We start from the raw sequence: 21,980 nt of genomic DNA on the forward strand, positions 1-21,980 counted from the left end.
GGCATACGACGCGCGATCGGGTGCGATGAGATCCGTGCGCGGCGCCGGTCGGTATGTCCGTGATCGATATGACAACGGTGAGCGCACGCACCGCCGCGGTACTCGGGGGCGTCCGCGACGATCAGTTGGACAGTCCGACGCCATGTGCGGAACTGTCCGTGTGCGAGTTGGTGGCGCATCTGGGCGAACTGGCCTCGGCCTTCGGCGCCGCGGCGGCCAAGAACCTGGGCGAGTTGACCGACCGTCCACCCGGTGCGGGCGGATACCGCCTCGAGGATGGGTGGCGCGACGACTATCCGGCCCGGCTCTCCGCACTGGCCGAGGCGTGGCGGGCGCCGCAGGCGTGGCAGGGGATGACACGGGTGGGGGCGGTCGACCTGCCGGGTGAGGTGTGCGGGCTGGTGGCCCTGACCGAGGTGGTGGTGCACGGCTGGGATGTTGCGGTCGCCACCGGGCAGACCTACGCCGTCGATGACCACACCGCGTCGATATTGCTGGAGCACCTGACCGCCTTCACTGCCGATGGCCCGGTGGAGGGGCTCTTCGGTGCACCGGTGCCGGTCGTCGACGACGCCGGCGACTTCGTGCGGGCGCTGGCGTTGAGCGGCCGAGACCCCACATGGGACGGTGTGTGACCGGGCGGCGGCACGGGCACACTTGAACCATGGACCGCATGGACCCGGTGGCCGCGCTGCGCCGGATCGCGTACTACAAGGACCGCGCCCGCGAGGATTCCCGGCGGGTGATGGCATATCGCAACGCCGCCGACGTGGTCGAGGCGATGACGCCGGAGCATCGCGAGAAGATCGGCAAAACCAACAGCTGGCAGACGCTGCCGGGTATCGGTCCCAAGACCGCGAAGGTGATCGCCCAGGCCTGGGCGGGCCGCGAACCCGACACCCTGGTCGAGTTGCGCGAGACCGCCGCCGACCTCGGCGGCGGCGAGGTCCGTGCCGCCCTCAAGGGTGACCTGCACCTGCATTCGAACTGGTCGGACGGATCCGCGCCGATTGCCGAGATGATGGCATGCGCAGCCGAACTCGGGCACGAATACTGCGCGCTGACCGATCATTCCCCCCGCCTGACGGTGGCCAACGGCCTGTCCCCGGAACGGCTACGTCAGCAACTCGACGTCATCGACGAACTGCGCGAACAGTTCTCGCCCACGTTGCGCATCCTCACCGGGATCGAGGTGGACATCCTCGACGACGGCACCTTGGACCAGGAGCCCGAACTGCTCGAGCGCCTCGACATCGTGGTCGCCAGCGTGCACTCGAAACTGAAGATGGATGCCCCGTCGATGACGCGGCGGATGGTCCGCGCAGTCAGTGGGGGACAGGCGAACATCCTGGGCCACTGCACCGGCCGATTGGTGGCGGGCAACCGCGGGATCCGGCCCGAGTCGACGTTCGACGCCGAAAAGGTGTTTGCCGCCTGCCGGGACAACGGCGTTGCGGTGGAGATCAATTCGCGTCCCGAACGCCGCGATCCACCCACCAGGCTGCTGGAGTTGGCACGAGAGATGGGGTGTGACTTCTCCATCGACACCGACGCGCACGCGCCGGGGCAGCTCGACTTCCTCGGCTACGGCGCCCAGCGCGCACTGGACGCCGAGGTGCCACTGGAACGCATCGTCAACAGCTGGTCGGCGGATCGGCTGCTGGAGTGGGCATCAGCTCGTTGAGCTGAACGGATTGTGTTCGGCGATGAGCCGTTCCATCCGCGCCTCGTCGATGCGGGCGTGCACGCTGGCCGATTCCTGCTGATCGCGGATCACCTTGGCGAGGGTGAACGCGCTGGTGACCAGGAACAGCACGGACATCCCCAGGAACAGGCGTTGCCAGATGTCGAGCGGCAGACAGGTGATGCCGGCCAGGACCCCGATGAAGCTGACGCCGAAGGCGATCGTGGCCTGCAGCGCGAAGGCGGCGGTGACCTTGGCCGTGTCGGTGAAGGTGTTCATGACAGCAGCCTGCCGGGATCCGGGGCCGAGCGGATGGGTGGAACTACTCAATCTCCTCAGTCGGGCAGCATGGGCATCTCCAATCCCGGGTCCCGGCCCAGCAGCACACCGCGGGTCACCGAGCCCTTTCCGAATCGCTGCCGTACCTCGTCGACCGCCGCATCCAGCGCCAGCGGATCCGACGGGCCGGTGAACGGCAACTCCAGCTGGGCCGCCCCGTCGCGATCGATATTGGATACCGCGAAACCGATCAGCGTCAGGCCACGCTCGGCGATCAGTGGCGCGGCGCCGGTCACCAGGTCGCGGGCCGCGGCGAGCACCGGGTCGGTCGCGGCGGTGGCGCGCGGCATGGTGTGCGAGCGCGTCACGCGCGCGAAATCGTCGAACCGCAGGCGCAGCACGACGGTGCGACCGGTGCGTCCGGCCGCGCGCATGCGCCCGGTGATCCGGTCGACGAGATTGACCACCACGGCGTCGATCTCGGCGTCGGACATGCCGCTGCCCGCTCTCCCCAGCGCGCGCTGCGCGCCGACCGAGCGCCGGCGCGTCCCGGTGACGACGCGGCGGCGATCGATGTTGTGGGCCAGCGCGAACAGCTGGCGGCCCATCCCGGCCCCGACCATCGCGCCCAGCGAGGTCTCGCTCAGTTCGGCGACATCGGCCACGGTGTGGATGCCGTGCGTGCGCAGCTTCTCGGCGGTCTTTGCGCCGACGCCCCAGAGCCGGCGCACCGGCAGCGGATGCAGGAACGCCAGCTCCCGGTCCGGTGGCACCAGCAGCAGGCCGTCGGGTTTGGCCTCCTGGCTGGCGACCTTGGCCAGGAACTTGGTGCGTGCGATGCCGACCGTGATGGGCAGGCCGACGTCCACCCGGATGCGCTCGCGCAGCCGGGCGCCGATCTGCACGGGGGTTCCGGACACCCGGCCGAGACCACCGACATCGAGGAACGCCTCGTCCACCGACAGCGGTTCGACCAGTGGGGTGGTGTCGCGGAAGACCTCGAATACCGCGCGGCTGGCCTCGGAGTAGGCGCGCATCCGCGGCGGCACCACGACGACGTGTGGGCACAGCCGTCGGGCCTGATGCCCACCCATCGCGGTACGCACGCCGTAGGCCTTGGCCTCATAACTGGCGGCCAGCACGACGCCGCCGCCGACGATGACCGGCCGTCCGCGCAGCGCGGGATCGTCACGCTGCTCGACCGAGGCGTAGAACGAGTCGAGATCGGCGTGCAGGATATGGGCCGCACCGGACACGAACATATGTTCGCATCCGGGTCCGACAGATCAGGGCGCGGTGCCGTAGATGCTGGTCAGCCAGATGTGGGTGAGGGTGTCGACGACCCGGCCGTGCTCCACCGACGGCCGATCATCGGCGAGCGTGGCCATCATCATCTTCTCGTTCATCAGGTTCAGCGAGGTGGCCAGGTCCAGCGCGGGCAGCGTCTCCGGTGCCGCGCCGCGCTGCCGCTCGGCGTTGATCAACGCCGCGGTCAGCCCGATCCACTTCTGCATCAGACCGGCCCAGATCTCGCGGAACTCGGGGCTACTGCTGACCGCCTCGGCGCCGGCCCGCGCGGTGGCCGGATGCGAGCCGAACGAACTGAAGAAGATCTCGATACCGCGCCGGATCGCCTCGTGCGGTTCGGCGGGCATGGAGTCCATGGCGTTGTCGAAGCCGGTGTCCGCGCGCTTGATCAGCGGATCCATCAGCGACAGCAGCACCGCCTCCTTGGAGGCGAAATAGAAGTAGAAGGTCGGTCGGGAGATGCCCGCGCCCTTGGCCAGGTCGTCGACGGAGATGTCGGCGAAGGATCGCTGCTGGATCAGCCGGGAAGCGGTGTCCAGGATCGCCTGCTGCCGCTCGTCCCCGGAGGGTCGTGCGGCACGGCGGCCGCGACTGGGGCTGGCGGTGGTCACGGCCCCAGCTTAACACCGTGTCGACTTTCTCAACACACCGTTGACGGGCTCAACACCATGTTGATACCGTCGGTCCCATGAACGAACACTTCGACGTCGTGATCGTCGGTGCCGGCATCTCCGGTATCAGCACCGCGTGGCATCTGCAGGACCGCTGCCCGTCCAAGAGCTACGTGATCCTGGAGCGCCGGGAGAACATCGGTGGCACCTGGGACCTGTTCAAGTACCCCGGCATCCGGTCGGACTCCGACATGTTCACCCTGGGCTTCCGGTTCAAGCCGTGGACCTCGTCGCGGTCGATCGCCGACGGCGCCTCGATCTGGAACTACATCAACGAGGCCGCCGTCGAGAACGGCATCGACAAGCACATCCGCACCGGCCACAAGGTCACCGCCGCGGACTGGTCCGATGCCGACAACAAGTGGACGCTGACGGTCGAGACCGGCGGTGAGGAAAAGCAGATCACCGCGTCCTTCCTGTCGGTCTGCAGCGGCTACTACAACTACGACGAGGGCTACAGCCCGATCTTCGCGGGGGCCGAGGACTTCACGGGTCAGATCGTCCACCCGCAGCACTGGCCCGAGGACCTGGACTACGCCGGCAAGAAGATCGTCGTCATCGGGTCCGGTGCCACCGCCGTCACGCTGATCCCGTCGCTCGTCGACGGCGGCGCGGGCCACGTGACCATGCTGCAGCGTTCGCCCACCTACATCGGCGCGCTGCCCCTGGAGGATGCGGTCGCCGCCAAGGCCAACAAGTACCTGCCCAAGCACCTCGCGCATTTCGTGAACCGTTGGAAGGCCATCGGTTACGCCACCGGCCAGTATCAGGTCGCCCGCCGCTTCCCGGCGGTGTTCAAGCGGGCCCTGCGCCAGATGGCCACCCGGCGGCTGCCCAAGGACTTCGACTACGACAAGCATTTCAGCCCCCGCTACAACCCGTGGGATGAGCGAGTCTGTCTGGCGCCCAACGGTGATCTGTTCAAGTCGATCCGCTCCGGGAAAGCCGATGTCGTCACCGACACCATCGACCGGTTCGACGAGACGGGTATCGCACTGACATCGGGTGACCACCTGGATGCCGACATCATCATCACCGCAACCGGTTTGAACATGCAGCTGTTCGGCGGCGCCGAGGCGCTGCGCAACGGGGAGCCGATCGCCCTGACCAAGTCGATGACCTACAAGGGGCTCATGCTCTCGGGCGTGCCGAACATGGCGATCACCTTCGGCTACACCAACGCATCCTGGACGCTCAAGGCCGACCTGGTCTCGGAGTTCATCTGCCGGGTGCTGAACTACATGGACGACAACGGATTCGACCGCGTCGAACCGCAGCACCCCGGTGCCGCGGTCAAGGAAGAGCCGTTCATGGACTTCACCCCGGGCTACTTCCGGCGTGCCATGGACAGCCTGCCCAAGTCGGGTTCGGAGGCGCCCTGGCGGCTCAAGCAGAACTACTTCATCGACCTGCGCACCATCCGGTACGGCAAGGTCGACGAGGAGTCGCTGCTGTTCAGCAAGCACCGGGCGGCCGTCACGGCCTGACCGCGAAAAGACACAAACTGCCCCGAAACCGCACGGTTTCGGGGCAGTTTGCGTCTGCTCGCGCTAGGAAGCCACGGGGCCTATGCGTCGCCTCCGGCGACGACCACGATCCCGTCCTCGTCGCTGTAGGCGATCTCCCCGGGCACGAACGTCACACCACCGAAATTGACCGGCACATCACGTTGTCCGGCACCGGTTTTGGTGCCCTTGCGCGGATTGGTGCCCAACGCCTTGATGCCGACGTCGATGGTGCGCAGCGCGGCCGCATCGCGCACGGCGCCGTGCACGATGACACCGGCCCAACCGTTCTCGGCGGCCAGTCCGGCGATGATGTCGCCGACCAGCGCCGTGTGCAGGGATCCGCTGCCGTCGACGACCAGCACGCCGCCGTCGCCCGGTGTCGACAGGATGGACTTCAGCAGCGCGTTGTCCTGGAAGCAGCGCACCGTGGTGATCGGGCCGGCAAAGGCCTCGCGGGCACCGTAATTGCGCAACTGCAGATCACAGCTGCGGACATCGGGGTAGATCTCGTCGACCAGATCGGCGGTCGCGCGGGGTTGGACGGTCATTCCATGAGACTAGCGATCACGACATCGTGCACGAATTGGGCCAACCCGGGTTCGACATCGTCGTAGTACGCCGTGAACCGCGCATCGGCCACATACATCTCGACCAGGTTGCGGTGCATCTCGCCACCGCAGGTGTAGAACCGTTCGATCGATGCGCGGTGGCGTGCGGCAAGTGCGTCGGCCTGCGCGGAGCCGGGTTGGACACCGGCACGTTTGGCCGCGGCCAGGTCCTGGAGCAAGGCGTCGCCCTCGGCCTTGAGGTCGATCCAATCCTGTTTGGTCAACTTCGCCGCGCGCTGCTGCGACTGCTTCCACTGCTCGGTCTCACCCCAGCGCCGCTGCGCCTCGACGGCGTACTCCTCGCCGAAAGCGGTGGTCCCGAAGATCTCCACCTGTTCCTCCGCGGACAGCTGGATGCCGCTGCGGTGTGCGTCCATGAGTTCCTCCACTGCCTTGATGGTGCGCTGCAGCCCCTCGGCACGCTCGAGCAGCAGGGCGTGCTGACGCTGCAACCTGGTCAGCTCGTCGACCTCGGGGTCGTCGAGCAGGACGCGGATCTCCTCGAGGGCAAGCCCGGCCGCGCGGTACACCAACACCATGTGCAGGCGTTCGACATCGGCATCGGTGTAACCGCGGTAACCCGCCGGCGTGCGCACGCTGGGCGCCACCAGACCGATGTGGTCATAGTGGTGCAGGGTGCGTACCGACACCCCGGTCAGGGCGGCGACGCTGCCGACAGTCCTCTCGTCCATGGAGTCGACTATCGCGCCTGACGTCGCGTCAGGGTCAAGGCCGAAATCAGTCCGGCGTCGATCCCCGACGCGTCAGCAGCACCACCACGACGGCGAGCAGTCCGACCGCGAGCGCCGCGGCCAGCGGCAGCCGGGACTGATCCGGTCCGACGGCCGGTATCGCGGCGGGCGACGGCACCGCCTCGGCGATGGTGGACTTTGCCTGAGCCGCAACCTCTTTGGCGGCTTCCTTGGCGATGGCGGTCGGCTCGGCCTGATCGGTGGCGGTCGGCTCTGCGGTGATCGGCGCAGCGGCGCTCGGCGGCGGGGTCTCCTTCGCCGGAGCGGCCTTCTTGGCCGGGGCCTTCTTCGCGGGAGCGGCCTTCTTGGCTGCCGCCTTCTTGGCGGGCGCCGCCTTCTTCACCGGGGTGGCCTTCGCGGGCGCGGCCTTCTTGGCCGCCGGGGCCTTCTTCACCGGCGGCGCCGGCGGTGGGGGCTCGGCCGGGGCCTTCTGCTCGGGAAGGTCCTGCTCGTCGGCCATGATCTGCTCCTTTGCGATGCTGTTCCGCGTCGTCACGAGTCGTTGCGCCAATGACCCATCATGCCAGGAGTCGATCCGGGCTAACCGGACACCGCCAGGGCCGCGGCCAGCGTCAGCGCCACCACCATCAGCGCCAGTTCGGTATCGGAGCGGCGCGCCGATACCTGCGCGGTCACCCGGTGGGCCCGGGCCGAGGGCAGCCAGTGCGACCGGTTCTGCCAGGCCAGCGCGATCAACGCGATCGTGACGACCACCTTGGCCAGCAGCAGCCGCCCGTAGCCGGTGCCCAGCAGCGCGGCGGGGGACCCGACCGTCACCGCGGCGCTGACCGTCCCGCCCACCAGCAACACCACCACACACCACAGCGACAGCACCGAGAACCGCGGCAGCACGCGCGACCACTGACCGCGGTGCGCGACGGTCAGCACCAGGGCGGCCAGCGCACCGCACCACAGCGCCGCCGCCAGGGCGTGCAAGGTCACCGCGATACCGCCCAGCGCACTGTCGGACAGATGACCCGCCAGCGTGCGGGCCGCGGTTCCCAGCGCCGCGACACCGGCGATCACCCACGACACCGCAGCACCGCGGACCGTGACGGCGGCCGCGCCGACGATCAGCGCGGCCACCAGACAGATCAGGTCGGCACGACCCGCGACGGTGGCAAGGGCGTACTGCACCGTTGTGCGCGCACCCAGATCGAGAACCCGGACGTCGGCCGTGGCCGCCGCGGCGGTGATCAACCGGACCAGCTCGGCGGTCAGCCACACCCACGCCGCCACCGCCAGCGCCGATGAACTGCGTTCGGTCAGTTCCGCGCGATACCGCGCGATATCGAGCTGAGGTAGTACCGCCAGACCCAGCACCACCACCGCGGCCGCGTCGGCGGTCACCCGGGTCAGCGTGATCGGCAGGGAGAGTTGCGGTCGGGCCAGCGCCCAGGCGAGCGCGACGCCGACCACCACGACCAGCACGCCCAGCGCGATACGCCGGGCGTGGATCACGTGCGCCGGCGTCGGCTCCACCACACTCCGGCGCCGATCAGCACGACCGCGCCGACGACGAACGGCCACACCGGCAACCCGGTGTCGGTGTCCGGTGCCGCCGCGGGTGGGGGTCCATCGACCGGCGGTCCCGGCGTGCCGGTGCGGGCGACGGTGAGTTCGAAGGACCACGAACCGCTGATGACGTGGCCATCGGCCGATGTCACCCGATAATTGGCCGTATAGGTACCCGCCGGACCGAGCGGGCGCAGATCCACCTCGGCGACCGGTCCGCGCACGCGCGCCTCACCGGTCGACCAGAGATTGCCGTCGGGGCCCACCACCGTCATCGCCGCGAAAACGGTCTGTAGATCCTCGCTGAACGTCGCACTCACCGTGGCCGGTGCCTCGGCGAGGGCGGCGCCCGGTGCCGGATCGGAGGACAGCAGGGTGGCGTGCGCGAAGACCGCACCGGCACCGCTGGTGCCCAGCACCGCCAGCAGCGCGGCCAGCACCGCGGCCAGGAACGTAGAGAACCGCATCAGGGCAGACCGAGCCGCGCCAGGATGTCGGCGTCGATACCGTCGAGCTGATCCCCGATGGCCGCGTGCGCCGCGCGGCGCCGGGCCGACGGCATGTTCTCGGCGGCGGTGACGGCCGCTGCCAGATCGGTCAACCGGTCCTCGACGGCGGTGACGAACGACCGCGTCTCGGCATCCTTCGGCTTCTTCTCGGCCACCCGCCGCACCGCCTGCTCGGCGCCGGATATCCGCGCGGACAGCACGGCGCCGTGCCCGGAGAACTGGCCCACCTGGCTCAACGGCACGCCGAGCTGATCGGCCCGGCGCTGGTCGAGCAGTCCGCGCGCGGCCACCGCCCCGCGGTAGGCCAGCGGCACCAGCACCGGAACCAGCAGTCGGGAGACGGTCAGGACGCGGCGGATCCGCAGCGGGGACAGCACCTTGCCCTCTCTGGCGGCCCTGAGCTGCATCTCGGCCACCTTCAGCGCCGTGCGGTCGCTGTCGTGCTGGGCCCGCAGCTGCGCCTGCAGTGCACGGGCCGCCGCCTTGCGGTCCGCCTTGGCGCGGCGCACATCGTTCTTGGCGGCGAGCTTGGCCTCCAGCTTCGCCTTCTTCGATGCGGCGGTCCTGATCGCCCGGGCCTCGGCGCGCCGGACCGCCCGGCTCTTGCGTCGCGTGAACAAGGCCATCGGCGGTGCCTCCCGGTCATTTCGTCGATGTGATGGCGGACGGCATGGCTCATGCCACCGTTGCGGCCAACCCTATCGCTCCACACCCGATACCACTGTCGGTGCCCTTGGCCCAAGGCCGATTATCGGCTACAGCAAACGATCCGACGCCGGTGTGCGACAATTCTCGACAAGGGTGGAGATCAGCAGGATGACGCCGTGAAGGGGTGGGGACGACGTGGGTGCGCGCATGCGGGTCGCCGCAGCAGCCTGCCTCATGTCATCGGGCCTTCTGGTCGGCGGTGCCTGTGGTGCCGTCGCACTCGCCGCGCCGGACAACGGTAGCGACCGTTCCGACGGGACAGGCGCAGGCCCGACCGTGAAAAAGCCGGCGCGGCCCGGCGCCCAGGGCGGGTCCGTCCGCCCGCGCGAGGCCACCGCACCATCGGACCGCGATGTCGCGACGCAGGTACCGGAAGCGCCCGTCGAGGAGCCCGCCGAAATCGACGACAGCAAACTTCCCGACGCCATCGATGACGGGGCTGCCGAGGCGCCGGAGCCCGATCCGGGCGAAGACGCACCGGATGCCGAGGTCGACGGCGGAGAAGGCGAAGAGGACGGCAAAGAGGACGACGAGGACGAGGAGTGCGGGTGGTGGTGGCCGAGCCCGCCGGACTCGCCGATCCCGTCGTCGGGCACCGGTGGCGGGTACGACGGAATGGCCCCCGCGGCGGGACGGTCCGGCATCGGACCGGGACTCGGCGTACCGAGTGCGGCGATCCCGGAAACCCCCGAGATTCCCGCAATTCTCGTTCCCCCGCAGCCTCCCGCCGTGCCGGTGTTACCGGCACTGCCTGCGCCGGTGTTCGCGCCCGCGCCGGTCACCGGTCTCGGTGCCGGGACGTCCGGCGTCGCCGCCGCACCACGGGCACCGGCCGCCGTGCGCACGCCTGCGATAACCCGGGGCACGCCGCCTGCCGAGAAGCCGACGGCCCCGCCCGCCGCAGACGCCGTGCCGACCTCGTTCCGGGCCGGTTATGGCGAACATCTGCGCACCGCCACGATGTCCGAGGTCGCCGCCATCGCGGTGCCCGGAGCAACGGGCATCATGCTGCTCACCGGCGCCGGCGGACTGATCGGTTACCGGCAGACCCGCGCAGGTCTGGCCGTCCGATCGGGTATGTCCGGACGGTTCGTGAGTTGACCGGTTTGCCTCGTGTGCAGCGAACGTCAGCGCCATAGTGGAAGGGTCGGAAAGGGGACAGTATGCCCGCCAGTCGTCGCGTCACCCGCGCCGTGAGTTCCGTACTGGACCTCGCCCCACGACGGGGTGAGGTCACCCTGCCGCGGCTGGTCGAGGCGGTCGCCGAGGATCAGGGACGTCCGATCCAGATCAAGATGGCCGATCTTCCGCCCGGCGTGTGCGGGCAGTGGCGGCAATACGGCGACCATGATGTCTTCCTGATCCAGAAGGGCCTGCCGGCCTGGGACCGCACCCTGGCCCATGAGCTCGGCCACCTGGTGCTCGGTCACGCGGGCACACCGGTCGTCGAGGCGGCCCGCGAGGTCACCGAGCTCGCGGGGTCGGATCTGATCGGGTACATGCTCAACCAGCGGACCGGCTGCATGGGCCCGGCGGGCGAGGAGGCCGAGCAGGAGGCCGAGGATTTCGCGGCCCTGCTCATCTACCGTCTCGGCCGGTTGCCCTCGGATCGTTCGTCGATCGTGCAGGTGCGGCTCGGGGAGGCGTTTGGTTGACCGTCTGGGTGATCGCCGGTCTTCTCGGCCTGGCGACCGGCCTGCGTATCGGCTGGGCGCTGGTCAACAAACAATCTCTGGTGAGCACCGCGATGATCCTCGCGCTGGGGAGTCTCGGTATCGTCGCCGCCCTCAACTGGCAGCCGCTGACGCTGCTCATCGACACCGCGTTGCGCTGGCCGAACATCTCGGTCGCGCTGAGTCAGGTCGCGTTGATCGCCTGCGCCGCGGGCAGTTGCGTGATGATCACGACGGTCGCCTCGGACCGCAAACCGACGGCGATCCGGCGTATCGCGATCGCGCAGTACGTCTTCGCCGCCGGTATCGCCGTCGCGACCCTGGTGGACTTCTTCCGCCGGCCGCAGGAGACCGAGATGGCACCGGAGGAGTATCTGCGTCGGCACCTGGCTCCCGGCGGCTCGTCGGCCTGGCTGCTGCCGATGCTCTATGTGCTGCTGGCGCTCACCCTGGTGGCCTGGGCCGGGGTGCGGCACTCCAACCGCACCCGTCGCGGCCGGGCGCTGTTCGTCTTCAGCATCGGCATGGTGCTGATGGTGCTCGCCAGCGCGTTCTTCCTGCTCAGAGCGGTGGGTAACACCGACGTCCTCGGGGTCGGTGCGGCGGCGACGTTGTTGGGGTGCGCGATGGCGGTGGTGGCGGGCGGGTCGTTGCTGCCGAGCGTCGAGGACTGGTTCGGCGCACGTCGGGAGATGCGCGTGATCGCGCCGCTGCTGGCCGAACTCAACGAACGCCATCCCGACGTCGGTATCGGGGTGCGGCCCCGTGGACCGCTGTTGTTCCGGGTCGCCGAACAGATGTCGCTGATCTCCGACTCGCTGTATCTGGAGGCCATCGCGGCCGAGGGGCTGCGTCGTCGAGCCGTGGATGCCGGCGCCGGCACGCGAGAACCCGATCAGTCGTTGAACATTTCCGATATCGCGGATCTGGACTCACCGCCAGTACCGGCCGATGAACAGGCCCGCGGCATCGCCACCTGGATCTACGACGGCCGCGACGAGCCGACGTCGGACGCGCACGAATCGTTCCCGGGGTTGAACTGGCTGCGCCAGCCGACGACGTTCTCCGACCGCGAGTGGATCCTGGCGATCGCCGAGCAGTACCGCGGCCTCGTCCACAACACCTGACCGTCCACGCAAAACGGTGCCGCGCGCTCACGCGCTGCGGCACCGTTTCTGCAGACGACCCAGTGGAGGGACCTAGCTGTCGAGGTTCTCCCGGCGACGGAGCTCGTCGACCTTCTGCACCAGATCCTGCTGGGACTCCGGCGACAGGCCGACGGTGCGGGCGGCGATGCGGCGCACACCCTCGTCGCGCATGTTGGCCAGCCAGGTCAGTTCCTTGTCGAGCTTCTCGTAATACTCGTCATCGGTGAAGTACGCGGGCTTGATCCGGAAGAAGTTGGCGAGCGCCGTCATGGTGGTGGTCGACGGGTTCGTACGGTTGCCGGAGCGCAGCTGGGAGAGGTAGGGAGCCGACATGGTGACACCCTCGGCCTTGAGGGCGCCGATTACCTCAGCCGACGTATGCGGGCCCCGCCCCGGAGGGTAAACCGTGTCGAAGAGGCGGTTCAGTCGGGCGGCGAACGTCTTGCTCATCTAACTTTCCTCCACTTAGCTTACGAGCGATCTGCGCGAGCGTCGTATTTGCTGATCATCGTAGCGAGAGTTGTCGCCACAACCAAGTGCAAACCACTGAAAACTAACACTACCTTCACTTGGGGTGGCGCGCGAGGGGGTGTAGCTGCATGTCAACCTCACAAACCGGACCCGACGGTGTGAGCTGGCGAAGTAGAAAATAACGGACGCGCTGTTTTGCCCGGACCTACCGATCTTGACATGTTGTCAAGTTGACCTCATAGCTGATCGGCTGTGCACAGGCGTCACGCAGCAAAGATCCGAGCAGGATCTGCTGGTCGCGCGGGCGAAGTCACGCGCGGGTAGACATCGCTTGCCCTTCGCTCTGCAACATAATTGCTGGCGTTCGCCCAGCACGAGGCGGGTGACGCGGCCGGTTCCCGGCCGCATCGTCACGGCTGGTTTTGCTGCGCGGGGCGTCGGGCCGCCGCGGTCCGGCGGGAGAGGCGCAGCCGGTACAGCCCGAACGCGATGGCCGCGAGCGCGACGGAGGCCGTGACGATCAGCGCCACGGTCCGCATCTGCAGCGCGGCGTCGAACAGCAGCCACAGCCCGAACACGGCAAACAGCACGCTGGCCATGGCGTGTAGGAACTGCTCGGGCAGTCGGCGGTGCAGCAGCACGCCCGCGGCGATGGCCGCGCCGTCGGCCAGCACCATGCCCGCGGTGGCGCCGAGCCAGACGCCGGCCCAGTGATGGTCGCTGGCCAGCGCGACAGTCGCCAGCATGGTCTTGTCGCCCAATTCGGCCAGCACGAAGGAGGACACGACGGCGAACAGGATGAAGCGGGGCTCGGCGACCTTGACCTCTTCGTCGTCGTCGCCCGTGCGGCCTTCGCGCCACGTCCAGACGGCGAACAGCAGGAAGGCCACCGCGGCGGCGAAGGCGATGGGGCGCTCGGGCAGGGTGAGGCCGAGGAAGTGGCCGATGGTGACCGACAGGCCGTGCACCAGGAACGCGGCGATGCCGACCCCGGACAGCACCACCCACCACCGGTGGCGCAATGCGTAGGTCATGGTGATCAGCTGTGACTTGTCGCCGAGTTCGGCGATGAACACGACTCCGAGGCTGATGAGTGCGGCACTGAGCATGGCGACCTTTCGACACGTCGCCGGCGGTCTGCGTGCGCGACGCAGTCACCGGGCATTCGGTCGAAGGTCTCGCCCACCGCGGGTTGCGGTTCGCCGGCCGGGCTTGCGCCAGTGTGTCGACACGACGATTGGGGGCTACTCCCCTTCGCTGATGATTCGACGATAACCGGGGATATCCCGGTGCGCCAGTTCTACGTCCGAGTTCGGGTGCCCGTACTTTGGCCCATCGGTGCCGCGAAAAGGTCTATGCGGCAAGCAACATCGCAAGAATGGCAGTGTCCGGATGACTGATGGGGTCGACCCCGACCCGGCTGACCATCGAGGTGATGGTGCCGTCGGCCTCCGCCTCGACCCAGGCGGCGCGATGCTCCAAACCCAGGTGTGGGATGCCCGGCAGCAGTACGCATCCCGACGCCGCCCCGGCGCATTCCGGTAGTGACGGCGTGGTTTCGGACGGTGGATGCAGCATCAGCAGCGCCGGCGGTTGGTGGTCGGCGAAAAACCCTGGCGGAACGGCGGATTCCCCGACGACCGGCCCCTCGGCGAGAACCAGTCCGACGGTCCCGGGCTCGGGCTGGTCGGGAAGCTCCTCGCGGACACCGAAAATCGTTGTGGTGGAGAGTAATCCCGGAAGTGAAGCCACCCGCACCGCCACCATGAGCAGTTGTGCCCACTCCTTGGTGGAATCCGGCCAGCGACCCGACACGATGAAACCCTTGAGGATGCCCCGCGAATGGAACGGGGCGATCTCCACCGCTCTACCGGAACCGGTGTCCATCTGGCCTCCCGACAGTCGTACGTCTGTGATCCGACACTGCTGTGGGTCGCTGTGACTCAGGATGCGGCAGTGACGCATTAGCACGCAAGAGGACACGAGTGCCAGCGCAATGCAGAAAGCCCCGCGTGCCGACGCACGCGGGGCTTCGCCGAGCTCAGGCTCTAGCCGAAGATCAAGCCACCGGTGTTGGCGGTCGCCTTGGCGTAGCGGTCCTGGACGTCGGCCCAGTTGACCACGTTCCAGAACGCCTTCACGTAGTCGGCCTTGACGTTCTTGTACTGCAGGTAGAAGGCGTGCTCCCACATGTCCACCTGCAGCAGCGGGATGATGCCCAGCGGGACATTGGCCTGCTGGTCATACAGCTGGAAGGTCAGCAGGCGCTGGCCCAGGCTGTCGTAGCCCAGGACGGCCCAGCCGGAGCCCTGCAGGCCGTTGGCGGCGGCGGTGAACTGGGCGCGGAACTTGTCGAAGCTGCCGAACTGGTCGTCGATGGCCGCGGCGAGCTCGCCCTCGGGCTTGTCGCCACCGTTGGGCGACAGGTTCTTCCACCAGATGCTGTGGTTGACGTGGCCGCCGAGGTGGAAGGCGAGATTCTTCTCGTTGAGGAAGATCGCGGACTGGTCGTCGTTGGCGCGCGCCTCCTCCAACTTGGCCAGCGCGTCGTTGACGCCCTTGACGTAGGTCGCGTGGTGCTTGCTGTGGTGCAGTTCGTTGATCTGGCCGGAAATGTGGGGCTCCAGCGCGCCATAGTCGTAATCGAGTTCTGGCAGCGTGTATTCAGCCACTTTCGTCCTTCCTAGTCATGTGAATCGCGGTGGAGTTCGGCGTCGCATATCTCGACAACAAGCTCGAGCTCAACCTTGCTCCATCCCCGCGCACACCGCAAGGAGCGACTACCCAGACCCGACGACCCGAGACCCGGTCAGAACAGGACGATGGCGGCGAGTACGCCCAGCAGTACGAGCGCGATCACGGTCGCGCGGATGAGCGCCACCACCTGGTTGTTGGTGTAATGATGCGACGAATGCCAGTCCGACGGCGGCACCGCCGGCCCTTGCCCAATCGGGTGTGCTGCCATCAAACGCTCCTGACCTGCACGATCGCGACGTCCCCCCAGTGAGATCTGTCACACGGACTTTCTGTGACGCCGATCATAGACCTTGTTTGCTCGTCACGGAAAATCGGCTGCCGCCGGCCTGCGATCGGGCTTGCGTCGATCGAATCTGAGAGATTCGAAAACGGCAAAAATGCCACTCGAGAAACTTAGCTGGGCGAGATTTTTGCTCGGCGCCCGGCGAGGTTGTTGATCGGCCGGAGTGTCCAGACCGTATTCATCCACAGGCTCACTCCGGATTCACAGCTAGAGCCGGGGTCCTGCACAGCCGATCCGCTCCCAGCCTGTGGATGAACCTGTGGAAACTGTGGATAGCAAGGACATTGCTGCCGGGGGAATCGGTGCGCGCCGCGGTGGGCCGTGCCAGCATGGTCGGTATGTCTGACGACGTTGTGCCGCAGATCGAGGTCGGTGAACTGCCGCTGGAGTTCGGGGAGCACACCGTGCTGCTCGATGTGCGCGAGGATGACGAGTGGCGCGACGGCCACATCGCCGGTGCTCAGCACATCCCGATGGGGGATGTGCCGACGCGCATCGACGAGATCGACCGGGACGCGACGCTCTATGTGATCTGCCACGCCGGGGGACGGTCGCAGCGGGTGGCGCAGTATCTGGCCCACAACGGCTTCGAACCCGTCAACGTCGCGGGCGGCATGCTGTCCTGGGTTCAGGCGGGCCGTCCGGTGCGTGCCGGGTCGTAGGCTGGTCCGGTGATCCAGGTCTGTGCCCAGTGCGGCACGCGGTGGAACGTGCGCGACCGCCAGCGGGTGTGGTGCCCCCGGTGTCGCGGCACGCTGATGGCCCCCGACGCTGCGGCTCCGCAGGCCGCCGCCTCGTCGGTGCCGGGTCCGGGCGGACCGTGGAATGCCCGGCCGGCGGCCGGCAAGCTGCCGTCGGGCTATCGCTGGATCGCGGTACGGCCGGGATCTCCACCGCCGGCGCGCCGCCGGCGCGGTCCGCTGGGCCCGACCCCGCGTTATGCCACCATCCCGCGCTGGGGCCTGCACGAGGAGTTCGCCGATCCCGGTACGGCCGAGGCCGGCACCGACCGCCGCGCGCCGTCGCAGGCCACGGTGCGGCGCACCGTGATCGCCACCATGATCGTGCTGGGCGTGGCCGCGGTGTTGCATGTGTTGCGGTACGCGCTGATGCTCTACAACCGCGGGACCCTGCTCAACCCGATCGTGGCGGGTATCGCCACCTGGCTGCCGGTGGCCGCCAGCGCCCTGGCGTTCTTCGGTGTGCTGGCCAGCGCCCTGGTCCTGACGAACTGGTTGATCGCACGCCGCGCCGCGGCGTTCGCGCACGCCGGCTCGCCGGACCCGCGCGCCCGGCGCCGGTTGTGGGTCGGGTGCATGATCCCGCCGGTCAACCTGGTGCTCGCGCCGGTGTACGTGGTGGAGCTGGCCCGCGTCGAGAAGCGCTCCGGGCTGCCCATCGTCAGCTGGTGGATCGCCTGGTTCTTCAGCTACCTGTTGTCGACGGCGTCCATCGTGACGACTATCCTGACCGTCTTCTACACCGATGCCCAGCGCATCGCCGACAACACGGTGATCACCACGATCGCGTATCTGATGGCGCTGGCCACCCTGGTGCTGGTCTGGCAGGTGTACCAGGGCTTCGAGCGCACCCCGGTCGACCGCCCGGCTCATCGATGGGTGATGGTCACCGCCGGCGGATCGCAGCCGGCCGAGCGAGCTGCGGATTCGGCTCCCCCGGTTGAGGCAGAAGACCGGAACCCGGCAGCATAGCCATATGACCGGGGAGGATGCCGCGACCAACAACGGCCACCCGTTCGTGGTGGCGCACCGCGGTGCGTCCGCGGACCGGCCCGAGCACACCATCGCCGCCTACGAACTGGCTCTGCAGGAGGGCGCTGACGGCGTGGAGTGCGATGTCCGGCTGACCCGCGACGGTCATCTGGTCTGCGTGCACGATCGCCGCGTCGACCGCACTTCCGACGGCACCGGGCTGGTATCGGAGATGACGCTGGCGCAGCTGCGCGAGCTGGATTTCGGGTCCTGGCATGCCGGCTGGCGCGACGGCGGAACCGGCGGTGACACCGGGCTGCTGACGCTGGACACGCTGCTGACCCTGGTGCTGGACACCAAACGGCCGGTGAAGATCTTCATCGAGACCAAGCATCCGGTGCGCTACGGCGCCCTGGTCGAGAGCAAGGTGCTCGCGCTGCTGCACCGCTACGGCATCGCCGCGCCGGCCTCGGCGGATCTGGCCCGCGCGGTGGTCATGTCGTTCTCGGCGGCGGCGGTGTGGCGGATCCGCCGCGCGGCACCGATGCTGCCCACGGTGCTGCTCGGGGAGACCTCACGTCTGCTCGGGGGCAGCGCGGCCACGACCGTGGGCGCCACCGCGGTCGGTCCCTCGATCGCGACCCTGCGCGAACATCCCGAGCTGGTGGACCGGGCGGCGGCTCAGGGCCGCGCGCTGTACTGCTGGACCGTCGACCATTACGAGGATGTCCGGTACTGCCGGGATCTGGAGGTGGCGTGGGTGGCCACCAACCATCCCGGCCGCACCAAGGACTGGCTGGAGAACGGGCTGACCGGAGCCGGCCTGGACTAGAGGTTGCCGCCGGCGGCCTTCGGAGCGGTGGGATCGGCGGCGGCGCCACCGAGCTCGCGGGCCACGAAGTCCTCGAGGTGGAACAGGTTGGCTCCGGCCCGCTCGGCGATCCGCACCAGGGTGGTCATGGTGGCGACCTCCTCGACCTGCTCCTTGAGGAACCACTGCATGAACTGCTCGCCGAGGTAGTCGCCCTCGTCGCGGGCCACACCGGCCAGCCGGGAGATCTGCTCGGTGACGGTGCGTTCCTGCTCCAGCGCCAGACGCAACGCCTGCGCCGGGGTGTCGAAACTGTTGAGCACGCCGTCGACACCGGGGATCTCGACATCGAGGTCACGGTCGAGCAGGTACTGCACCAGCATCATCGCGTGATTGCGCTCCTCGACGGCCTGGGCGTAGAAGTGTGCGGCCAGTCGCGGCAGGTCGGCGCCGTCGAAGTAGACGGCGATGGCGACGTACTGCTGCGACGCGGTGAACTCGCTACGGATTTGCTCGCGCAGCAGGGTGTTGAACTTGGTGTCGAGGGTCGTTGCGTCGCTCATGGCCACCACGATAGGGCAGGTCAGGCGGCGTGTCATGCAAGGTCAACCTTATTCAGCTTAGCCATTCCTAAGCACTGTGACCGCAGTTACAACAGGCTGTGAAAGTTTGCTGAATGCAGCTCAGGGTTGGTCGGTGTCCAGCACGTCGGGCGGCACCGCGGTGTCGGCGGCCAGCGCCGAGAACAGCCGTGCGGCCGCGTCGTCGTCCCACACCACGATGGATCCGACGTCGCTGGAGGTGTATTCGGCGATCGGCACGGTGGTGGTCGTGGGATTGTCCTGCAGCGCCCAACCCAGCCGGGCCAGATCCCAGATGTGTCCGCCCTCGTCGACGCTGACGGCGCCGGCCGCGGCCTTGCCCATGGGATACCAGCGCAAGGGATTGAGCAATACGCCGGGACTGACGGCCCGGTGTAGCAGGGCCGACATGAACTCGCGCTGATTGACCATCCGGTCCAGATCGGCGCGGGCGGTGGCGCGGGACCGCACGAAGCCCAACGCGTTGCGCCCGTCGAGTTCCTGACAGCCGGCGGGCAGATCGATCCCGGCCAGCGGATCGTTGATCGGTGCGGCCGGGCACATGGTCACTCCACCCACGGCGTCGACCAGTTGGGCGAAACCGCCGAATCCGACCTCCGCGTAGTGATCCAGCCGGATGCCGGTGGCCTGCTCCACGGTCTGCGCCAGCAGCGGCGCCCCACCCAGGGCATAGGCGGCGTTGATCTTGTCCTGGCCGTATCCGGGGATGGACACATAGGAATCCCGGGGCAGCGAGACCAGCGTCGGCGGTGTACCCGAGAACAAGCCGCCGATATGGGCCAGCAGCAGCGTGTCGGTGCGCCCGTTGCCGACGTCGCCGCCGGTGGCCAGGGCGTTCTGCTGTTCGGGTGAGAGGTCCTGCCTGCTGTCTGAGCCGACCAGCAGCCAGGTGGTGCCCCGTCCGGCCGGCGGGCGATCGGGATAGTCGGCCAGCGCCGGGATGCGCTGCAGTGTCGTATCCAGCCACAGACCGCCGCCGACCGCCGCGCTGACGAGCAACACCAGGATGGCCAGCAGCGTCGCGCCCCAGCGCCGGACCCGGCGGCGGGGTTTGCGCGGCGGGCGTCTGGCCGGTGGCGGCGCCGGCCGGGCGGTGCGTGCTCGGTGCGGCGGGGGTGGTTGTCGGGGTGGTGGTGGCTGTCGGAGCGGTGGGGCCGGACGGGGTGGTGGTGGCTGCCGGGGTGGTGGGGCCTGGCGGGGCGGGGTCGCCGGATTGGGTGGCCAGACCGGCGGCGGCCGGTGGCCCGGTGGGCGCCGGATCTCCTGCGACGGCTCGCGTCCGGGACGATCCTGGTTCACACCTGCGAATGTACTGCGCGCAGCGGCGAACTCAGCTCAACCAATCCAGTTCGTCGGCGGCCAGGGAGTATCCGACGAAGGCGACCGCGTCGATCAGTCCGTGGGCGACGATCAGCGGCCACAGCCGTCCGGTGCGCAGCCACACGTACCCGAAGACCAATCCCATGATGATGTTGCCCAGGCCGGCGCTGTAGCCCTGATACAGGTGGTAGGCGCCGCGCAGCAGTGCCGAGAGCAGCAGCGCCATCCCCACGCTGATCCGCAGCTGGCGCAGCCGGGTGATCAGGAAGGCTACGACGATGATCTCTTCGGCCCAGCCGTTGGCGAAGGCGATCGCCAGCAGTAGTGGGATCCGCCACCAGGTGTCGTTGATCTCGGCCGGTTCGACCGCGGCGCTGAGGCCGAGCAACCGGGCGCCGATGTAGAACGCCAGCCCGGGCAGGCCGATGAGTGCGGCCAGCGCCAGCCCGCCGGTCAGGTCGGGATGCACGCGGAACCGGCCCAGACCTATCGAGGCGGGTCCACAACCGCTGCGCCACAACAGATAGAGACCCAGCGCACCCCAGCCCACGAGTTGGGCGAACGAGGCGACGTTGAGCCCGAGATCGATGAGGTCGAACGGTGAGCGTCGTTCGTTGAGGGCCACGGTCTGGCCACCGAGGCCCAGCAGCACCGCCTCGATGAGGCGCAGTGACGCGACGTAGGCGCTCAGCCCGAAGGTGACGGCCAAGACGACCGCGATCTCGAGTCGGATGGTGCGCGGTGGCAGCGGCTCGTTCGGCAGGAAGGGCCCGGTCACCGCAGCCAGGCTAGACGGATCAGATGCGCCGCGCCCGCAGGCCGTTGAGGAACGGGCACCCCATCAGTACGCGGATGGCCTGGCTGAGCCCGTTGACGTCATCGACCGGCTTGGCGAACGGCAACCGGACATCGTGATCGCCGGTCTCGTCCTCGACACGCAACTGCACGCCGTAGCGATCCAGGCCGAGCGGGCGGACCCGGCCGCTGCGCAGGGCCTGGGGCAGCCGGTTGGCCAGCCGGTCGACGACCTCGCGGTGGGCCGACTCCAGATGGCGCAACCAGCACGACTCCAGGCCGCAGAACGGGTCGGGCGCGGCGGCCAGCAGCGCCCCCAGGCCCACGGACTCGGCGCCGGTGGAGTCGGCGACGACCACCGATTCGATCTCCAGCCGAGCCAGTGCGTACGGGGTGTCCCCGCGCGAAGCATCGTCGGCGCCGGTATTCACCTGCAGCAGAGCCGGATTGGGGTTGTCGGTGGCGATCAGGTCCAGCATGCCGGCAACCTCGCCCTCGGGCACCAGCACCATCCGGCCCTGGATCCAGACCAGTGAACGGACGGGCTCCCGCAGCGGCAGGGGCGCGTAGTCGGTCATTTCCAGCACGGCCTGGACGCCGGCCGACCCGGCCGAGATGACCATGCCGGTCAGTAACCCGTCGGCGGGAATCGTGATGGCGAAGGAGCCGTCGTCGAGCAGATGATGGACCGGTGTGGCGGTGGGATCGAGGCCCTCCACGGCCAGCATCGCGCCACCGGCCCGCGCGCAAGCGCTACGAATCCGCTCGGCCGTCGTCGGTGCCGTCGCTGTCATCTGTTGCCTTTCCGCTCAAGTGAGGTAAGCCTTACTTAACTACACGACCGCGGGGCGCGCAAGGTGTTCCCT

General features: G+C 68.5%; 27 protein-coding genes. 9 read left to right on the forward strand and 18 right to left on the reverse strand.

The features are described from left to right. The first annotated feature begins 68 nt into the window (after positions 1-68). Together ACWDUN_RS25730 and ACWDUN_RS25735 are read left to right on the forward strand one after the other, a co-directional pair. Positions 69-635: a TIGR03086 family metal-binding protein gene (locus tag ACWDUN_RS25730; RefSeq protein ID WP_449933252.1), complete on the forward strand. Its 567-nt coding sequence runs from the start codon at positions 69-71 to the stop codon at positions 633-635. 38 nt (positions 636-673) lie between these two features. Further along, positions 674-1,684, forward strand: a complete 1,011-nt coding sequence (locus ACWDUN_RS25735) for a PHP domain-containing protein (RefSeq protein ID WP_449933254.1) — start codon at positions 674-676, stop codon at positions 1,682-1,684. Here ACWDUN_RS25735 and ACWDUN_RS25740 read toward each other — a convergent pair. The 3 genes from ACWDUN_RS25740 to ACWDUN_RS25750 are packed head-to-tail and all read right to left on the reverse strand — an operon-like array spanning position 1,673 to position 3,882. Then, entirely contained in the window at positions 1,673-1,963 is a 291-nt protein-coding gene (locus ACWDUN_RS25740) for a YiaA/YiaB family inner membrane protein (protein ID WP_449933128.1), read from the reverse strand. The genes ACWDUN_RS25735 and ACWDUN_RS25740 overlap by 12 nt on opposite strands. Positions 1,964-2,019: 56 nt before the next feature. Continuing rightward, the gene (gene dinB, locus ACWDUN_RS25745; RefSeq protein WP_449933130.1) at positions 2,020-3,225 is read right to left on the reverse strand and encodes a DNA polymerase IV; all 1,206 of its coding nucleotides are present in this window, start codon (positions 3,223-3,225) and stop codon (positions 2,020-2,022) included. A gap of 24 nt (positions 3,226-3,249) precedes the next feature. After that, positions 3,250-3,882 carry a TetR/AcrR family transcriptional regulator gene (locus tag ACWDUN_RS25750; protein WP_449933133.1) on the reverse strand — a complete coding sequence of 211 codons (633 nt, stop codon included), beginning with the start codon at positions 3,880-3,882 and terminating at the stop codon, positions 3,250-3,252. A gap of 77 nt (positions 3,883-3,959) precedes the next feature. Here ACWDUN_RS25750 and ACWDUN_RS25755 point away from each other — a divergent pair, with 77 nt between their 5' ends. Continuing rightward, positions 3,960-5,429, forward strand: coding sequence for a flavin-containing monooxygenase (locus ACWDUN_RS25755; RefSeq protein ID WP_449933135.1), 1,470 nt, complete (start codon positions 3,960-3,962; stop codon positions 5,427-5,429). A gap of 80 nt (positions 5,430-5,509) precedes the next feature. On the opposite strand, the gene rraA is transcribed toward ACWDUN_RS25755, so the two are convergent. The 6 genes from rraA to ACWDUN_RS25785 form a co-directional block, all read right to left on the reverse strand. Further along, positions 5,510-5,998 carry a ribonuclease E activity regulator RraA gene (gene rraA / locus ACWDUN_RS25760; RefSeq protein WP_449933137.1) on the reverse strand — a complete coding sequence of 163 codons (489 nt, stop codon included), beginning with the start codon at positions 5,996-5,998 and terminating at the stop codon, positions 5,510-5,512. Beyond that, entirely contained in the window at positions 5,995-6,750 is a 756-nt protein-coding gene (locus ACWDUN_RS25765) for a MerR family transcriptional regulator (protein WP_449933139.1), read from the reverse strand. Before ACWDUN_RS25765 ends, rraA begins: the two co-directional genes overlap by 4 nt. Before the next feature lie 46 nt (positions 6,751-6,796). Next, complete coding sequence (locus ACWDUN_RS25770; RefSeq protein ID WP_449933141.1) at positions 6,797-7,270, reverse strand: hypothetical protein; 474 nt, start codon at positions 7,268-7,270, stop codon at positions 6,797-6,799. 80 nt (positions 7,271-7,350) lie between these two features. Next, on the reverse strand, positions 7,351-8,292 hold the full coding sequence (locus ACWDUN_RS25775; protein WP_449933143.1) for a CopD family protein: 942 nt from the start codon (positions 8,290-8,292) through the stop codon (positions 7,351-7,353). Continuing rightward, a complete protein-coding gene (locus ACWDUN_RS25780) occupies positions 8,268-8,792 on the reverse strand; it encodes a copper resistance CopC family protein (protein WP_449933144.1) in 525 nt (174 codons plus the stop codon). The genes ACWDUN_RS25775 and ACWDUN_RS25780 overlap by 25 nt, the downstream gene beginning before the upstream one ends. Next, positions 8,792-9,460 (reverse strand): DUF6474 family protein, encoded by a 669-nt coding sequence (locus tag ACWDUN_RS25785; protein ID WP_449933146.1) that lies wholly within the window; start codon positions 9,458-9,460, stop codon positions 8,792-8,794. The genes ACWDUN_RS25780 and ACWDUN_RS25785 overlap by 1 nt, the downstream gene beginning before the upstream one ends. 256 nt (positions 9,461-9,716) lie before the next feature. On the opposite strand from ACWDUN_RS25785, the gene ACWDUN_RS25790 reads away from it, so the two are divergent. The 3 genes from ACWDUN_RS25790 to ACWDUN_RS25800 all read left to right on the forward strand — a co-directional run bounded on the left by ACWDUN_RS25790 (position 9,717) and on the right by ACWDUN_RS25800 (position 12,342). Then, positions 9,717-10,643, forward strand: a complete 927-nt coding sequence (locus ACWDUN_RS25790) for a hypothetical protein (protein WP_449933148.1) — start codon at positions 9,717-9,719, stop codon at positions 10,641-10,643. Between the two features lie 62 nt (positions 10,644-10,705). Further along, positions 10,706-11,197: a DUF955 domain-containing protein gene (locus tag ACWDUN_RS25795; RefSeq protein WP_449933149.1), complete on the forward strand. Its 492-nt coding sequence runs from the start codon at positions 10,706-10,708 to the stop codon at positions 11,195-11,197. Further along, a complete protein-coding gene (locus ACWDUN_RS25800; protein WP_449933151.1) occupies positions 11,194-12,342 on the forward strand; it encodes a hypothetical protein in 1,149 nt (382 codons plus the stop codon). The genes ACWDUN_RS25795 and ACWDUN_RS25800 overlap by 4 nt, the downstream gene beginning before the upstream one ends. Positions 12,343-12,414: 72 nt before the next feature. On the opposite strand, the gene ACWDUN_RS25805 is transcribed toward ACWDUN_RS25800, so the two are convergent. The 5 genes from ACWDUN_RS25805 to ACWDUN_RS25825 all read right to left on the reverse strand — a co-directional run bounded on the left by ACWDUN_RS25805 (position 12,415) and on the right by ACWDUN_RS25825 (position 15,799). Beyond that, positions 12,415-12,813 (reverse strand): transcriptional regulator, encoded by a 399-nt coding sequence (locus ACWDUN_RS25805; RefSeq protein ID WP_449933153.1) that lies wholly within the window; start codon positions 12,811-12,813, stop codon positions 12,415-12,417. 431 nt (positions 12,814-13,244) lie between these two features. Then, positions 13,245-13,943 carry a TMEM165/GDT1 family protein gene (locus ACWDUN_RS25810; RefSeq protein ID WP_449933155.1) on the reverse strand — a complete coding sequence of 233 codons (699 nt, stop codon included), beginning with the start codon at positions 13,941-13,943 and terminating at the stop codon, positions 13,245-13,247. A gap of 244 nt (positions 13,944-14,187) precedes the next feature. Continuing rightward, on the reverse strand, positions 14,188-14,721 hold the full coding sequence (locus ACWDUN_RS25815) for a peptidase (RefSeq protein ID WP_449933156.1): 534 nt from the start codon (positions 14,719-14,721) through the stop codon (positions 14,188-14,190). A gap of 161 nt (positions 14,722-14,882) precedes the next feature. Next, positions 14,883-15,506 (reverse strand): superoxide dismutase, encoded by a 624-nt coding sequence (locus ACWDUN_RS25820; protein WP_449933158.1) that lies wholly within the window; start codon positions 15,504-15,506, stop codon positions 14,883-14,885. Positions 15,507-15,643: 137 nt separating this feature from the next. Next, entirely contained in the window at positions 15,644-15,799 is a 156-nt protein-coding gene (locus tag ACWDUN_RS25825) for a hypothetical protein (protein WP_449933159.1), read from the reverse strand. A 413-nt stretch (positions 15,800-16,212) separates the two neighbouring features. On the opposite strand from ACWDUN_RS25825, the gene ACWDUN_RS25830 reads away from it, so the two are divergent. From ACWDUN_RS25830 to ACWDUN_RS25840, 3 genes are read left to right on the forward strand one after another with little or no spacing between them, the layout of a single operon-like run. Next, on the forward strand, positions 16,213-16,536 hold the full coding sequence (locus tag ACWDUN_RS25830) for a rhodanese-like domain-containing protein (protein WP_449933161.1): 324 nt from the start codon (positions 16,213-16,215) through the stop codon (positions 16,534-16,536). A 9-nt stretch (positions 16,537-16,545) separates the two neighbouring features. Next, positions 16,546-17,586 carry a DUF4328 domain-containing protein gene (locus ACWDUN_RS25835; RefSeq protein ID WP_449933163.1) on the forward strand — a complete coding sequence of 347 codons (1,041 nt, stop codon included), beginning with the start codon at positions 16,546-16,548 and terminating at the stop codon, positions 17,584-17,586. A gap of 4 nt (positions 17,587-17,590) precedes the next feature. Further along, a complete protein-coding gene (locus tag ACWDUN_RS25840) occupies positions 17,591-18,418 on the forward strand; it encodes a glycerophosphodiester phosphodiesterase (protein ID WP_449933165.1) in 828 nt (275 codons plus the stop codon). Here the strand turns inward: ACWDUN_RS25840 and ACWDUN_RS25845 are convergent. From ACWDUN_RS25845 to ACWDUN_RS25860, 4 genes are all read right to left on the reverse strand, one after another. After that, entirely contained in the window at positions 18,415-18,960 is a 546-nt protein-coding gene (locus ACWDUN_RS25845) for a ferritin (protein ID WP_449933166.1), read from the reverse strand. The genes ACWDUN_RS25840 and ACWDUN_RS25845 overlap by 4 nt on opposite strands. A 120-nt stretch (positions 18,961-19,080) precedes the next feature. After that, positions 19,081-20,298: an LCP family protein gene (locus ACWDUN_RS25850; protein ID WP_449933168.1), complete on the reverse strand. Its 1,218-nt coding sequence runs from the start codon at positions 20,296-20,298 to the stop codon at positions 19,081-19,083. A gap of 31 nt (positions 20,299-20,329) precedes the next feature. Continuing rightward, the gene (locus tag ACWDUN_RS25855) at positions 20,330-21,097 is read right to left on the reverse strand and encodes a CPBP family intramembrane glutamic endopeptidase (RefSeq protein WP_449933170.1); all 768 of its coding nucleotides are present in this window, start codon (positions 21,095-21,097) and stop codon (positions 20,330-20,332) included. A 19-nt stretch (positions 21,098-21,116) separates the two neighbouring features. Beyond that, on the reverse strand, positions 21,117-21,908 hold the full coding sequence (locus ACWDUN_RS25860; RefSeq protein ID WP_449933172.1) for a DUF2470 domain-containing protein: 792 nt from the start codon (positions 21,906-21,908) through the stop codon (positions 21,117-21,119). Positions 21,909-21,980: the final 72 nt, after the last annotated feature.

The sequence above is a fragment of the Mycobacterium sp. NPDC003323 genome, assembly GCF_053589535.1.